This is a genomic window from Phascolarctobacterium sp. (assembly GCF_030531065.1).
GTDB lineage: Bacteria > Bacillota > Negativicutes > Acidaminococcales > Acidaminococcaceae > Phascolarctobacterium_A.
The window spans coordinates 98,064-111,874 of sequence record NZ_JAUNOQ010000008.1 but is presented as its reverse complement, the minus strand read 5'-3'; the positions used below and the strand labels follow the sequence as shown (position 1 = coordinate 111,874).

15 protein-coding genes are annotated in these 13,811 nt (G+C 52.4%); 14 read left to right on the top strand and 1 reads right to left on the bottom strand.

From position 1 onward, the window contains the following. Positions 1 to 33: 33 nt before the first annotated feature. From secD to Q4E64_RS07135, 3 genes are read left to right on the top strand one after another with little or no spacing between them, the layout of a single operon-like run. Positions 34 to 1,278, top strand: coding sequence for a protein translocase subunit SecD (gene secD / locus Q4E64_RS07145; protein ID WP_303167083.1), 1,245 nt, complete (start codon positions 34 to 36; stop codon positions 1,276 to 1,278). Then, the gene (secF, locus tag Q4E64_RS07140) at positions 1,278 to 2,159 is read left to right on the top strand and encodes a protein translocase subunit SecF (RefSeq protein ID WP_303167082.1); all 882 of its coding nucleotides are present in this window, start codon (positions 1,278 to 1,280) and stop codon (positions 2,157 to 2,159) included. The genes secD and secF overlap by 1 nt, the downstream gene beginning before the upstream one ends. Before the next feature lie 51 nt (positions 2,160 to 2,210). Then, on the top strand, positions 2,211 to 2,357 hold the full coding sequence (locus Q4E64_RS07135) for a hypothetical protein (protein ID WP_303167081.1): 147 nt from the start codon (positions 2,211 to 2,213) through the stop codon (positions 2,355 to 2,357). Between the two features lie 5 nt (positions 2,358 to 2,362). On the opposite strand, the gene Q4E64_RS07130 is transcribed toward Q4E64_RS07135, so the two are convergent. Beyond that, positions 2,363 to 2,881: a GNAT family N-acetyltransferase gene (locus Q4E64_RS07130; protein ID WP_303167080.1), complete on the bottom strand. Its 519-nt coding sequence runs from the start codon at positions 2,879 to 2,881 to the stop codon at positions 2,363 to 2,365. Positions 2,882 to 3,232: 351 nt separating this feature from the next. On the opposite strand from Q4E64_RS07130, the gene Q4E64_RS07125 reads away from it, so the two are divergent. The 11 genes from Q4E64_RS07125 to Q4E64_RS07075 all read left to right on the top strand — a co-directional run bounded on the left by Q4E64_RS07125 (position 3,233) and on the right by Q4E64_RS07075 (position 13,718). Then, the gene (locus Q4E64_RS07125; protein WP_303167079.1) at positions 3,233 to 4,096 is read left to right on the top strand and encodes an aldo/keto reductase; all 864 of its coding nucleotides are present in this window, start codon (positions 3,233 to 3,235) and stop codon (positions 4,094 to 4,096) included. A 263-nt stretch (positions 4,097 to 4,359) separates the two neighbouring features. Continuing rightward, positions 4,360 to 5,622 carry a metallophosphoesterase family protein gene (locus tag Q4E64_RS07120; protein WP_303167078.1) on the top strand — a complete coding sequence of 421 codons (1,263 nt, stop codon included), beginning with the start codon at positions 4,360 to 4,362 and terminating at the stop codon, positions 5,620 to 5,622. A 201-nt stretch (positions 5,623 to 5,823) separates the two neighbouring features. Beyond that, positions 5,824 to 6,300 (top strand): ribosome maturation factor RimP, encoded by a 477-nt coding sequence (gene rimP / locus Q4E64_RS07115; RefSeq protein ID WP_293729155.1) that lies wholly within the window; start codon positions 5,824 to 5,826, stop codon positions 6,298 to 6,300. Positions 6,301 to 6,327: 27 nt separating this feature from the next. Further along, positions 6,328 to 7,392 (top strand): transcription termination factor NusA, encoded by a 1,065-nt coding sequence (nusA, locus tag Q4E64_RS07110; RefSeq protein ID WP_303167077.1) that lies wholly within the window; start codon positions 6,328 to 6,330, stop codon positions 7,390 to 7,392. Further along, positions 7,392 to 7,664 (top strand): RNase P modulator RnpM, encoded by a 273-nt coding sequence (gene rnpM, locus Q4E64_RS07105; protein ID WP_303167107.1) that lies wholly within the window; start codon positions 7,392 to 7,394, stop codon positions 7,662 to 7,664. The genes nusA and rnpM overlap by 1 nt, the downstream gene beginning before the upstream one ends. Next, the gene (locus tag Q4E64_RS07100) at positions 7,651 to 7,947 is read left to right on the top strand and encodes a ribosomal L7Ae/L30e/S12e/Gadd45 family protein (protein WP_303167076.1); all 297 of its coding nucleotides are present in this window, start codon (positions 7,651 to 7,653) and stop codon (positions 7,945 to 7,947) included. Before rnpM ends, Q4E64_RS07100 begins: the two co-directional genes overlap by 14 nt. 30 nt (positions 7,948 to 7,977) lie before the next feature. Next, on the top strand, positions 7,978 to 10,575 hold the full coding sequence (gene infB, locus Q4E64_RS07095) for a translation initiation factor IF-2 (protein ID WP_303167075.1): 2,598 nt from the start codon (positions 7,978 to 7,980) through the stop codon (positions 10,573 to 10,575). Positions 10,576 to 10,590: 15 nt separating this feature from the next. Next, a complete protein-coding gene (gene rbfA, locus Q4E64_RS07090) occupies positions 10,591 to 10,968 on the top strand; it encodes a 30S ribosome-binding factor RbfA (RefSeq protein WP_303167074.1) in 378 nt (125 codons plus the stop codon). Beyond that, on the top strand, positions 10,961 to 11,911 hold the full coding sequence (locus Q4E64_RS07085; protein ID WP_303167073.1) for a bifunctional oligoribonuclease/PAP phosphatase NrnA: 951 nt from the start codon (positions 10,961 to 10,963) through the stop codon (positions 11,909 to 11,911). Before rbfA ends, Q4E64_RS07085 begins: the two co-directional genes overlap by 8 nt. Continuing rightward, the gene (gene truB / locus Q4E64_RS07080) at positions 11,911 to 12,789 is read left to right on the top strand and encodes a tRNA pseudouridine(55) synthase TruB (protein ID WP_303167072.1); all 879 of its coding nucleotides are present in this window, start codon (positions 11,911 to 11,913) and stop codon (positions 12,787 to 12,789) included. Before Q4E64_RS07085 ends, truB begins: the two co-directional genes overlap by 1 nt. Then, the gene (locus tag Q4E64_RS07075) at positions 12,789 to 13,718 is read left to right on the top strand and encodes a bifunctional riboflavin kinase/FAD synthetase (protein WP_303167071.1); all 930 of its coding nucleotides are present in this window, start codon (positions 12,789 to 12,791) and stop codon (positions 13,716 to 13,718) included. Before truB ends, Q4E64_RS07075 begins: the two co-directional genes overlap by 1 nt. The last annotated feature ends 93 nt before the right edge of the window (positions 13,719 to 13,811 follow it).

The window sequence follows — 13,811 nt, the reverse complement described above, 5'->3', positions numbered from 1 at the left end:
ATATTAAATCCAAAATTTAAGGAGGAAGTTATTTTGCGTTGGAATGAATTCGGGAAATTCCTGATTATCGCCTTGGCGATTATCGGCGGTTTCTGCGTATACATCTCCCCCCTGGCTAATTCCATCAAGCAGGGCCTGGATTTGCAGGGCGGCACTCACGTGGTTTTGCAGGCGGTGGATACGCCTGAATTAAAAGTTGACGACGACGCCGTCAACCGCAGCGTTAAAATCATCGAACGCCGCGTTAACGAGCTGGGTCTGACCGAGCCCGTAATCCAGCGTCAGGGCAAGGACCGTATTATCGTGGAGCTGCCCGGCGTTAAGGACCCGGAAAAGGCTATCGCTATGCTGGGCCGTACCGCTATGCTGCAATTTAAGGATATGAGCGGCAAGGTGGTGCTGACCGGTAAGGACTTGAAGGACGCCAGAGCGCAGGTGTCCCAGGGCAATCAGGCCGTGGTTGGCCTGGAATTCAGCGACGAGGGAGGCAAAAAATTTGCCGACCTGACCGCGCGTAATATCGGCAAGCAAATCGCTATCGAGCTGGACGGCGAGGTGCTGACCGCTCCCGTAGTACAGGAGGCCATTACCGGCGGCCGCGCACAGATTTCCGGCTCCCGCAGTGTGGAAGAGGCCGAGCATTTGGCAATTTTACTGCGCAGCGGCAGTCTGCCGGTTAAAATCGAGGTTATGGAAAACCGCACCGTCGGCCCCACTTTGGGCCAGGATTCCAAGGATAAGAGCGTCAAGGCGTTCAGTATCGGCATCGTTGGCGTATTCGTTTTCATGCTGCTCTTCTACCGTTTGGCGGGCGTAGTGGCGGATATCGCTTTGCTGTTGTACGTTATGCTGCTGCTCCTGGTAATGCGTTACCTGGGCGCGACGCTGACGCTGCCGGGCATCGCCGGTATCATCCTGTCCATCGGTATGGCGGTCGACGCCAACGTGTTGATTTTTGAACGCTTCAAGGAAGAGGTTAAACGCGGCAAAACATTGCGCAGCGCTATGGACAGCGGCTTCAGCCGCGCTATCGTCACCATTTTGGACTCCAATATTACTACCCTGATGGCGGCGGCAGTATTGTTCTATTTAGGCACCGGCCCCATCAAGGGCTTCGCCGTTACTTTGGCTTTAGGTACTTTGCTCAGTATGTTTACCGCCGTTACCGTAACCAAATTTCTGATGCGCTTTTTGGTTTACAGCAACCTTACGAAAAACCCCGCCTTCTTTGGCGCCAGCGCGCCCAAACCGGCTGACACTCAGGAGGTGGCTAAATAATGCGTAAATTTTCCATTGTTAACCATTATAAGATTTTCTTTTCTATAACTATTATCTTCCTGTGCGTCGGCATCGGCTCCATGCTCTTCCGCGGCTTTAACCTGGGCATCGACTTTACCGGCGGCAGCATTATGGATTTGTCCTTCCAGAAGCCCGTGGCCGTAGCCGAGGTGCGCGACGTGCTCAAGGAGCATGACCTGGGCAACAGCATTATTCAGCTGGAAAACAGCGACGGCGGCCAAACTTCTAAGGGCGTGCTGATTCGTACCGGCGTTATCGACGACGAGCAGCGCCGCGTTGTGATGGACGATTTGAAAGGCAAGCTGGGCGATTTTGACATTCAGCGTGTGGAAAACGTCGGCGCTACCGTCGGCGGCGAGCTGATTCAGCAGGCGATACTGGCAATCGTGCTGTCCTGGTTCCTGATGATCGCTTATATTACCATGCGCTTTGAGTTCAAATTTGCTATTGCGGCCATTATCGCTTTGATTATCGACGTAATGGTAACGCTGAGCTATTTCTCGCTGTTCCATATGGAAATGGATTCCTCCTTTGTAGCCGCGCTGCTGACGGTAGTAGGCTATTCCATCAACGGCACCATCGTAATCTTTGACCGTATCCGTGAAAACTTAAAGATTCATCGTCGCAGCGAAAGCATGAGCGAAATGATTGACAACAGCATTTGGCAGACCATGGGACGCAGCATCTACACGGTGGGCACGTCGTTGTTCGCAGTAGTGGCTATCTTCCTGTGGGGCGGCGACACCATCCGCAACTTTGCCTTCGCTATGCTGGTAGGCTTCTCCAGCGGCGCGTATACCTCCACCTTCCTGGCGGGACCCATGTGGCTGTTCCTGCGCGGCAAAAAGGCCGGCGAATAAGAATATCGTTTTTTGGCAGTCGTTAGGCTTTGATAGCCTGACGGCTGCTTTTTGGGTTATACGGACGATTTAGTAGCGATCGCTTTCGCGCTAATCCGCGCGCAGGGGTACATAGACGAAAATGTTCGCAGGCAGGCGCGGAATTTGCTAGCCGGACTATTCGGCGAGGAAGCGGTTAAAAAGCTGGGAGAGGACTGACGCGTTTATATTCCAAACGCCTTGTCATACTCCATTGTTCCGTGCAGTTTGGTTTGGCTTTTGCTAAAACATATTGCCATAAAGCTTTCGTCGTCCACGGCAAAGGGCGCTTTTATGCCGAATTGACTTGCCGGAACATAGCCTGCTTTCGGATAATATTTAGCGTGCCCTAAAACGACGGCATATTCATAGCCTAGTTCGTTTGCTGCTTGGTGGCCAGCTTCGATGAGCGACAGGCCTATGCCCCGGTTTTGATAATCAGGCAATACCGCAAGCGGGGCCAGCGCAAGGACTTCGACGCCATGAACGAGAGCTTTGGTAAAAATAATATGTCCCACAATTTTTTCTCCGTCCACCGCAACAAGCGATAGTTCTGGAATAAAGGATTCGCTTTTGCGCAATTTGACGACTAAGTTTGCTTCATTGCCGTCCGTATGCTCGGCTTTGGCAAACGCTTCTTTTATAACGCGGTATACCGCCTCATAATCTTCGGGTCGTTCTTGTCTGATAAGCAAAGTATGCACCTCCGCAAATGTTGATTTATTGTTCTAACGTTTTCATTCTATCATAATTTCGAGAGCGTGGAAATATTTGCTTTTGCTGGCAGCTGAGGTAGATACGAGATGCGGAAATAAGTTCGGAAAAAAGCTATTTATACGCTCTCAGAATTGTGCTACAATAAAAAAGAATTTTGGAAAAATTGGACTTACTGAAAAATCCAAACCCACAGCGGGAGGGAGTATATAAGGAAAGGACAAATAAGAATTTAATGAGGTGCGCTATGACTAAGGGCAATATGTGGAATAAGTTCTTTTCCAAGGGAAAGCCATATAGAATCAACCTTTCGTAAATATTAAAATCAAAAACGAAAGGAAATGAATAAAATGGACTATGTAACATTGAACAATGGTATTAAAATGCCAATGGTAGGATTCGGAGTATTTGAAATTTCGAAAGAAGAAACGGCAAGATGTGTGTATGATGCACTGGAAGTAGGATATAGACTTATAGATACAGCACAGGCTTATTACAACGAAGAAGAAGTTGGTATAGGTATTCAGCAGGCAATGCGGGAGTTTGGTATTAAACGTGAGGATATTTTCCTTACTACAAAGGTGTGGGTGACAGAATTTGGATATGAAAAAACCAGAGCGTCCGTTGAAGAATCATTGAAGAAGTTAAAGACTGACTATTTGGATTTAGTGTTGATTCATCAATGTTTATCTGATTATTATGGTGCGTATCATGCATTGGAAGATTTATATGATGAAGGGAAAATTCGTGCAATCGGCATTTCTAATTTTTCGGCAGAACGTATGGCGGATATTGCCACTTTTAAACGTATTGTTCCGACCGTAAATCAGGTGGAAACGCATATGTTCTGGCAACAGTACTATTTGCATGAATGGATGGAAAAATATCATATTCAGCATGAGGCATGGGGACCATTGGCACAACACAGGCTGAAAGAAATCATAGCGAATCCAATCGTGAAGGAGATTGCCGAAAATCATGGGAAAACACCTGCTCAAATTGCACTCCGGCAGCAAGTGCAGAGAGGAATTGTTGTTATACCTAAGAGTACACATAAGGAAAGGATGAAGCAGAATCTGGATATTTTTGATTTTGAACTGACCGAAGATGAAATGGCACGACTAAAGCTGTTGGACGAAAACAAGTCTATGTGGGCAGAATATGATGATCCAATGATTGTGCAATACGCAATGGCGGAAGATTAACTTCCAGTTTGTCAGTGATATAGCAAAGTCAGCTGAGACAGTCAACGGCAAGATAAACGGCGCAAATGTGTCGCCGTTGACAGTTCCGCCTGCTGTCGGTCGCTTCCGGCAGTTTGTGCTCAACGATTGCCGCAAACTGGCCAATAAAACGCTTTAGCGCGCCGCTTGCGGAGATGTTAACAAGAATGTCACCGTTTATATCTTGACTTGAACGTAACTTCAGCTGTTATACTATATAAAAATTCAACAAAGCGGGTGAACCTATGTATAGAAAAATTTTAGCGCTGTGGCTGCTGGCATTGGCTATGGCGCTGCTGGGCTGCGGAGGCCAGGCTGCTGATAATAAAGAGGCGCTCGGTAGCGACAGCGCGACAGGCGTTAAATATGTACGCCAGCTGGTGGCGGAGGATAATAAAACAGGCAGGATGCTGGCGTGGCAGAGCGACGTAAAGCAGCCCTATACGGTGGAATACCGTTTGCAGGGCGGAAGCCAAAGCAATACGGTACAGGCCGAGGATTGCTCATTTACGGACGCGAAGGCAGATTACATTCAATACCGCGCCCCGCTGCGCAGCTTGCAGCCTGATGCAGTTTATGAGTACCGCATTAACACCGAAAAAAACAAAGGCGACTGGCATACCCTGCATACCGATGGCGGCGCAGGCTTTACGGCGCTGATTTTCCCGGATTCGCAAAGCAGCGATTACAGCGGCTGGCAGCAGCTGGCGCGGGAGGCCTACAAGCGTCATGGTGACGTCAACTTTTATGTCAATATGGGCGATTTAGTGGATAACGGGCAGGACGCCAGCCAATGGCGCGCCTGGCTGAACAGCGTGGAGCCCTTCAGCGCCGATATTCCCCTTGCTCCCCTGATAGGCAATCATGAGGCATATTCCTTGCAATGGCAGGTAGCGCTGCCCCAAAGCTATGTGCATCTCTTTCCAACGCCGCTGAATGGCTTGAAGGATTACCCGCATCAGTTTTACAGCTTCGATTACGGCCCGGTGCATTTTACCGTGCTGGACAGCAATTTCCCGGAGATGGAGCAGTTCCAGCCCCAGCTGTTGGAGGACGAGCTGCGGTGGTTGGAAGGCGATTTGGCTGCCAGCAAGGCGAAATGGAAGGTAGTGCTGCAGCATCGCGACGTGTTTATTTACGGCTTCGGGCCGGAGTCGGGACGCGAGCAGACGCAGACTCGTTTTCTGGATTTCAGCTACCGCTTGATACCGGTGTTTGAGAAATATCAGGTAGACGCTGTGCTGACCGCTCATTTGCATACCTATCGCCGCAGAGTGCCGCTGCGCAATTTTGCGCCTGCGGAAAACGGTATTACCTATATTTTGACAGGCGTGGCGGGCAGCGTGCGTTACCCCAGGCTGTGGGGAGATTTTGCCTGGGATGCGGCGCGGGCTCCGCAGCTGGAAACGGCAAACTATATGACGATGCAGGCTGACGAAAATAAATTGGTTTTCAAAGCCTTCCTGCCGGACGGCAAACAGTTTGACGAGGCCGTTTTAAGCAAATGATTACGCCGCAGGAGCTACTGAGGCATAATTTCTTGTAAAATTTAGCTCTAACGGCAGCAGATGTAGTAGTAAGCTCTTGCCATAGGCGCAGGATAATGTTATAATAGCAATAGAAAATATAAGTATTCTTTGAGAAAGAGTGGGTGCGATACCCGCTCTTTCCGCTTATTATGCAAAAAACTAAATATGGAGGTGAAGCTGATGCAGGCTAAAGAGGTTGAAGCGCTGATCGCCGAAATGGTGGAGCCTATTTTGCAGGATACCGAGATGACCTTGGTGGATGTGGAATATGTGCGCGAAAAGGACTGGTATCTGCGTATCTTTTTGGACAAGCCGGGCGGCGTGGAAATTGACGATTGCCAGCTGGTCAGCGAAAAGCTTACGGCTGTACTGGACGCAAAGGACCCGATTCCTGAAAAGTATTTTCTGGAGGTGTCTTCGCCCGGCATTGACAGGCCGCTGAAAAAGGATAAAGATTTTATCGCGGCGTATGGCAGCAAGGTGGACATTATGTTCTTTGCTCCGTGGGAAGGGCTCAAAAGCCTGGTCGGGGTACTGGTATCCCATGACGACGAGGCAGTTTGGGTGAAAAAAATTATTAAAGGTAAGGAATTTAAAAATCCGGACCGCATTGAACGCAGGCTGATAGCTAATATCAGACCGCATATTGATTTTTAAAAATACAAAAACTAGGAGGCGTACTAAGTGAACGCAGATTTTATCTCAGCTGTTCAAGAATTGGGAAAGGAGAAGGGCATTGAACCCGAGCTTCTGTTCCAGGCCGTTGAGGATGCTTTGGTTGCTGCTTATAAGAAAAATTCTAATTCCAACCAGAATGTCAGGGTGGATATGAATAAGGAAACTGGCGAAATTCACGTTTATGCTCAGCATACTGTAGTAGAAGGCGAGCCTGCCGACGATACGGAAATGTCCTTGACCGAAGCGCAGGTTATCGACCCGCGCTATGCCGTAGGCGATATCGTAGAGGTGGAGGTTACTCCGAAAAATTTTGGCCGCATTGCGGCGCAGAACGCCAAGCAGGTTGTTGTGCAGCGCATTCGCGAGGCGGAGCGCGGACAAGTTTACGAGCGTTTCCAGAGCCGCAATCAGGACATCGTGACCGGCATTATCCAACGTATGGAAAACAAAAACGTGTATATCGATTTGGGCAAGGTAGAGGCCGTGCTGACTCCCAACGAGCAGATTCCCGGCGAAATTTACCAGTACCATGACCGCATGAAAACCTTTATCGTAGAGGTTAAGCGTTCCAGCAAGGGACCGCAAATCATGGTTTCCCGCACGCATCCGGGTTTGCTGAAGCGTTTATTTGAGCTGGAGGTGCCTGAAATTCACGACGGCATCGTGGAAATTAAATCGGTGGCCCGCGAGCCGGGTATGCGTTCTAAAATCAGCGTGTATACCGAGGATGAAAACGTCGATCCCGTAGGCGCATGCGTAGGCCATAAGGGTATGCGCGTGCAGACCATCGTCAACGAGCTGCGCGGCGAAAAAATCGATATCGTCAAATACAGCGAGGACCCCGCTCAGTATGTGGCTAACGCTTTGAGTCCGGCAAAGGTTGTCAGCACTACTGTTAATGAAGAAGAAAAAATCTGCCGCGTGGTAGTGCCTGATTACCAGCTGTCCCTGGCTATCGGTAAGGAGGGGCAAAACGCGCGCCTGGCAGCTAAGCTGACCGGCTGGAAGATCGATATTAAGAGCGAGTCTCAGGCTAAGGAAGAGGCCGCTGTAGCGGAACAAAAGCAATGATGAAGGTAAAGAAAATACCGCAGCGCAAATGTGTGGGCTGCAATGAAATGAAGGATAAAAAGGCTTTGCTGCGCATTGTCCGTTCTCCCGAAGGTGAGATAAGCCTTGACCTGACGGGTAAGAAGAACGGCCGCGGCGCGTATGTGTGCCCCGATAAGGCGTGCATTACCAAAGCCGTAAAGGAGAAGCGTTTAGAGCGGGCTTTGGAAAAGCCTGTCAGTGAAGAAGTATATCGTCAGCTGCTGGAGGACTTGGAACATGGGCAACAATAAAGCGGCCTTTGCTTTAGGTCTGGCCCAAAAGGCGGGCAAAGCCGTTTCGGGAGATTTTGCCGTGCGCGGCGCTCTCAAGAGCGGTACTGTCGAGCTGCTGGTGCTGGCGCAAGACGCGGCGCCTAATTCCAAAAAGGATTTGTATTACCTGGCGGAGCAGGCGGGCGTTCCCGTGCTGGAGCTGCTGAGCCGCGCAGAGCTGGGCGGCGCTATCGGTAAAGCGCAGCGGGCTGCGGTGGCGATTACGGACAGTAATTTTGCCGGTATGCTGATGAAAAAATAATCCCCTTATATCTAGTCTGGAGGTGGATGCATGGGTAACAAGAGAATATACGAGGTTGCTGCCGATTACGGCAAGCATGTAAATGAAGTACTTGAATTATTAAAGAAGCATAATATTGATAAGAAAAATTTCAGCGGCGCAGACGAACAGGTAATGGCCGTTATCCGCAAGGCCTATGATAAAAAGCCGGAGGCTCCGAAGGCAGCTCCCAAGGCTGCCAAGCCGGAACCGGCAAAGCAGGCGGCTCCTGTAAAAAAGGAACAGCCGCAAAAAAATATGAAGGCTAATACTAACGGACAGAGGACTATGCAGCAAAATAATCAGAACCAACGCACCAATAATGGTCAAGGAGGCCGCGGGGACAGCCGTCCCGGCAATAACCAGCAGAACGCGCGTCAGGATAACCGTCCGCAGCAGAGCCGCGGCGGCCAGCAGAGCGCGCGTCAGGATAACCGTCCGCAGCAGAATCGCGGCGGCCAGCAGAACGGTCGCGGCGATCGTCCACAGCAAGGCCGCAGCGGCCAGCAGGGCGGGCGCAGCGATAATCGCCAGGGCGGCAGCCGTCAGGGCGGCAACCGCCAGGGAGGCATCTTCATAGGACCGAAGGGACAGCAGCCGGGACAGTCAGCACATGGCGAAAGCCGTTCCATGGCTTCGGCGCGTCCGGCAGGCGGCAGCAGCCGCAGCGAGAGCGCTCGCGGCGATAACCGTCAGGGCAGCCGCAACGCAGGCAAGAGCCGCAAGGAAAAGCCGCAGATTAAGGGCTCCTATGCTACGAAGGAAAGCCGTCCTAACCGTAGCGCAGGCCATCAGATGCCGGTTAACCGCAACCGTAAGCCGACCAATGCGCCTAAGGCTCCCGCCGCTCCGGTAGAAATTGTGCGTCCTACCTATGTAGAGGTGGGCGAGTCCATCAATGTACAGGAATTTGCTAAGCTGATTAAGCGCGAGGTCAACGAGGTTATTAAGGCTCTCTTTATGCTGGGCATGATGGTTACCATCAATCAGGATATTGATTTTGATACGGCGCAGCTCATCGGCGATAATTTCGGCGTTGAGGTAGGCCAGAAGGCGCCCGAAGAAGACCCGACGGAAATTCCGGAGGTAGAGGATCCGCCTGAAAAGCGTCTGCCGCGTCCGCCCGTTATTACGGTTATGGGCCACGTAGACCACGGCAAGACCTCTCTGCTGGACGCTATTCGCAAAACCAATGTTACGGCGCGCGAGGCCGGCGGTATTACGCAGCATATCGGCGCTTATAAAGTAAATTATCAGGGCAAGCAAATCGTTTTCCTGGATACTCCCGGTCACGAAGCCTTTACCGCTATGCGCGCCCGCGGCGCTCAGGTTACCGACGTGGCTATTCTGGTAGTAGCAGCCGACGACGGCGTAATGCCCCAAACCATCGAAGCAATTAACCACGCCAAGGCCGCTAAGGTGCCCATTATCGTGGCTATCAATAAAATGGACCGTCCGGGCGCTAACCCCGACCACGTTAAGCAGCAGCTGGCAGAGCAGGAGCTGATTCCTGAGGATTGGGGCGGCGACACCATTATGGTGCCGGTTTCCGCTCACCAAAAAACAGGCATCACCGACTTGCTGGAGATGATCCTGCTGGTTGCCGAAATGCAGGAGCTGAAGGCTAACCCCAATCTGCCCGCTCACGGCACCATCATCGAAGCGCAGCTGGATAAGGGTCGCGGCCCCGTCGCTACCGTTTTGGTACAGCGCGGCACGCTGCATATCGGCGATACCATTATCGCAGGTACGTCCTACGGTAAGGTGCGCGCTATGATCAACGACCGCGGCGAAAAGGTGAAGAAGGCGCTGCCGTCCACTCCTGTTGAGGTACTGGGCTTGAACGATGTGCCCCAGGCCGGCGATATTTTGGACAGCACGGACGAAAAAATCGCCCGCAGCGTTGCTGAAAAGCGTATCGCTAAGAAGAAAGAAGAGGAAATCAAGCTCAACGCCAAGGTTTCTCTGGACGATTTGTTCCAGCGTATCCAGGAGGGCGAGCTGAAGGAGCTGGACATCGTCGTTAAGGCCGACGTACAGGGCACTATCGAGGCTTTGAAGGCTTCTCTGGAGAAGATTAAAAACGACGAGGTTAAGGTAGTTGTCGTTCATGCCGGCGTAGGCGCTATCACAGAGTCCGACGTTATGCTGGCTTCCGCCGCTAACGCACTGATTATCGGCTTTAACGTGCGTCCCGATGCCAACGCCCGCAAGGCCGCTGAAATGGAAAAGGTCGACGTACGCACCTACCGTGTAATTTACGACGCTTTGAACGATGTAGAAGCGGCTATCAAGGGTATGCTGGCTCCTAAATTCAAGGAGGTCGTACAGGGACGCGTAGAGGTACGCCAGCTGATTACTATTTCCAAGCTGCTTATCGCAGGCTGCTATGTACTGGAGGGCAAGGTTACCAACAGCTCCAAGGTGCGTATTGTGCGCGACGGCATCGTGCTGCATGAGGATGTAATTGAATCTCTGCGCCGCTTTAAGGACGACGTTAAGGAGGTTGCCCAGGGCTTTGAATGCGGTATCACGTTGGAAAAATACCGCGATATCAAAGAGGGCGACGTCTTTGAGGTCTACGACATGGAAGAGGTTGCAGTAGAATAGCTTGAGGATATAAATATGGCAAGATTAAGAGTAGAGAAGGTTCAGGAGGCCATCCAGCATGAAATCAGCAAGATGCTGCTGCATGACGTTAAGGACCCGCGCATCCAGTTCGTTACCGTTACCGGCGTAGAGCTGACTGACGATATGAGCTATGCCAAGGTTTTTATCAGCCTTTACGGACCTCAGGATAAACAGGAGGCAACCTGGCAGGCACTGAATAAGGCGCTGGGCTTTATGCGCACGGAAATCGCCAAACGCATCCGCCTGCGCTTTGCGCCCACGCTGATATTGCAAAAGGATACCTCCATGGAATACAGCGCCCATATCCAGAGCATCCTGGACAAGATTAAAAAAGAAGAAAAGCCTGCGGCTGAGGAAGGGCAAGATGAGTAAAAACCTTTCTTTGCAGGAAACAGGCGCGCTGCTTTTGCAGGCTGAAAAAATAGTTCTGTGTACCCATGTGAGCCCGGACGGCGATACGCTGGGCTCCGCCTTGGGCCTGGCGCGTTTTTTGCGGCAGCAGGGCAAGGAAGTAACCGTATACTGCGACGACCAGATTAACGCCAGCTTCGGCTTTTTGCCGGGAATAAAGCTGGTGCAGCGTCCTGCGGCCGACGTTGTGGCAGAGGCCGATATGCTGGCCGTAATCGACGCCAGCTCCTTTGACCGCATTGGTCTGGCGGCGACGCAGGTGCGCTATAAAACTCTGCTGAATATCGACCATCACATTTCCAATACCCGCTTTGCCGATTATCTTTATCTTGACGCGGAGGCTGCGGCCACGGGCGAGGTAATGTGCGATTTATTCGCGGCTATGGGCTGGCAGCTGGATCATGAGATGGCGGTATGCTTTTACACTGCTATAACTACGGACTGCGGCTCCTTCCGTTACGGCAATACTACGCCCAAAACCATGCGCCAGGCGGCTATGCTGTTGGAGTACGGCGTGCACCCTGACGAAATCAGCGACTGTCTGGATATGCGTTCGCGGGCCACGGTGGAGCTGCTGGGCAAGGTGCTGCCGTCGCTGACCTTTGAGCATGACGGCAGGATAGCGTACCTGACAATCACCAACGATTTATACAATAAGGAAGCCAATACGGACAGCTTTGTATCCTATCCGCGCTATATTGAAGGCGTAGAAATTGCCGTGATGTTTAAGGCGGTGGAGCCGGAGGTGACCCGCGTCAGCATGCGCTCCCAAAGCGTGGACGTAGCGCAGGTAGCGGTGCGCTTCGGCGGCGGCGGCCATCTGCGGGCCGCAGGCTGCACGATTTACGCGCCGGTGGAGGAGGCTCGGCGGCAGCTTTTGACTGAACTGGGCAGGCTGGTGTAATGGACGGGATTTTTAATGTGTTGAAGCCGCCCGGCATGACCAGTCACGATGTGATCGGCTTTTTGCGCCGGGCGCTGCAAACGAAAAAAATCGGACATGGGGGAACTCTTGACCCTGACGCGGCAGGAGTTCTTCCTGTTTTTGCAGGCACGGCTACCAGACTGCTGGAATTTGCCGTGGAGGGACGCAAGCAGTATATTGCCGAATTTACCCTGGGCCAACAAACTGACACCGGCGATGACAGCGGCAGAGTGATTAAAGAGCTGCCTGTGCCGCAATTAACACAGGCAGGCTTAGAAGCGCTGTTGGCGCGGTTTACCGGACCGCAGCTGCAGCTGCCGCCCATGTACAGCGCCTTGAAGGTCAATGGCCATAAGCTGTACGAGCTGGCACGGCGCGGCGTGGAGGTAGAACGCCGGCCGCGGCCTATCGAAATCTATAAGCTGGAGCTGCTGCACTTTACGCCTGCTTCCTTTACTGTGGCGGTGGAATGCAGCAAGGGAACCTACATCCGCGTCTTGGGCGAGGATATGGCGGCGGCGTTGGGAACCTGCGGCACGATGAGCTTTTTGCTGCGTACCCAGGTGGGCGCTTATACACTGAACCAGTCCCATACCTTGCAGGAAATTGCGGCTGACCCGGAGGGCTGCGCTGCCGCGCCGGTGACGGCGGTGGCGCATTTGCCGCGTTTGCCGCTGAGCGCCAGACAGGCGGCGCGCATTACCAACGGCGTGCGCACCACTATGGCGGGTGTTGCTGCAGGGCAGTATGTGCTGCTGGGTCCAGCGGAGGAGTTTTTAGGTATCGGCCGCTGTCTTGAGGGAAGGGTACAGGCGGAAAAAATTTTTGCTCACTATAAAATGCCAGAGGATTGCTGATGGAAATAATCACTGCTTTAGGACAATTACATAAATTTAATGTTCCCTGCGTAGTGGCTTTGGGTACCTTTGACGGGCTGCACCGCGGCCATGTGGACGTTATCCGCACGGCCAGGGAGCAGGCGCTGAAAACGGGGGGCAAGCTGGCTGTGTTTACCTTCAGCAACCACCCCTATGCCTGCTTTCGTCCGGACAGGGTGCCGCCGGCCTTGATTACGCCCCAGCAGAAGCAGGAGCTGCTGCGGGATTTAGGCGTCAACGTGCTGGTGGATATTCCCTTTGACCTAAGCGTAGCGCGGTTGGAGCCGGAGCAGTTTTTGCAGCGCCTGCAAGCATTGGGCTATAGCTGCCTGGTTGTGGGCAGCAATTTTACCTACGGCATCAGGGGCGAGGGTACGGTAGCTACGCTGAGAGCGTCCGCCGCTAAGCTGGGCTTTACGCTGCTGGTGCGCAGTCTGGTCAGCGACGGCGCAATGGTTATCAGCAGTACGGCCATCCGCCGTTTGATTGCCGAAGGCGATATCGTGGAGGCCAACAGAATGCTGGGCCGTAGCTACAGTATCAGCGGCACGGTGGCTCACGGCAACGAACGCGGCAGGCTGTTGGGGTATCCTACGGCGAATCTGGAGCTGGAGGACAACCGTTTGGCTGTTCCCTTGGGCGGGGTTTATGTGGTGCGTGTGCTGCTGGGCGATAAAATCTACGGCGGCATGGCGAATATCGGCAAAAATCCTACCTTTGGCGATGTGGAAAAGCCGCGGCTGGAAACGCATATTTTTGACTTTGCAGGAGATATTTATGGACGGCAGCTGACGGTGCAGTTTGTGCAGCGCGTGAGAGGCGAGGTTAAATTTACTTCTTTAGCTGCGCTGAAAGCGCAGCTTGCTCAGGATAAGGCTGCCTGCCTGGAATGCCTGCAATCCTTTTGAGGTTATTTTCAAGAAAGCTCTTGCCTTGAGCGCGGGAGTATGATATACTATCACAGTATGTGAACCAAGGCTTGGTGGTGCGCCTCTCCAGCG

Excerpts from the sequence above, each read along its gene's own strand:
- rnpM (WP_303167107.1), top strand. The coding sequence starts at position 7,392 with ATGAAGGTAAAGAAAATACCGCAGCGCAAATGTGTGGGCTGCAATGAA.
- Q4E64_RS07120 (WP_303167078.1), top strand. The coding sequence starts at position 4,360 with ATGTATAGAAAAATTTTAGCGCTGTGGCTGCTGGCATTGGCTATGGCG.
- Q4E64_RS07100 (WP_303167076.1), top strand. The coding sequence starts at position 7,651 with ATGGGCAACAATAAAGCGGCCTTTGCTTTAGGTCTGGCCCAAAAGGCG.
- Q4E64_RS07085 (WP_303167073.1), top strand. The coding sequence starts at position 10,961 with ATGAGTAAAAACCTTTCTTTGCAGGAAACAGGCGCGCTGCTTTTGCAG.
- Q4E64_RS07075 (WP_303167071.1), top strand. The coding sequence starts at position 12,789 with ATGGAAATAATCACTGCTTTAGGACAATTACATAAATTTAATGTTCCC.
- secF (WP_303167082.1), top strand. The coding sequence starts at position 1,278 with ATGCGTAAATTTTCCATTGTTAACCATTATAAGATTTTCTTTTCTATA.
- rimP (WP_293729155.1), top strand. The coding sequence starts at position 5,824 with ATGCAGGCTAAAGAGGTTGAAGCGCTGATCGCCGAAATGGTGGAGCCT.
- infB (WP_303167075.1), top strand. The coding sequence starts at position 7,978 with ATGGGTAACAAGAGAATATACGAGGTTGCTGCCGATTACGGCAAGCAT.
- truB (WP_303167072.1), top strand. The coding sequence starts at position 11,911 with ATGGACGGGATTTTTAATGTGTTGAAGCCGCCCGGCATGACCAGTCAC.
- Q4E64_RS07125 (WP_303167079.1), top strand. The coding sequence starts at position 3,233 with ATGAATAAAATGGACTATGTAACATTGAACAATGGTATTAAAATGCCA.
- rbfA (WP_303167074.1), top strand. The coding sequence starts at position 10,591 with ATGGCAAGATTAAGAGTAGAGAAGGTTCAGGAGGCCATCCAGCATGAA.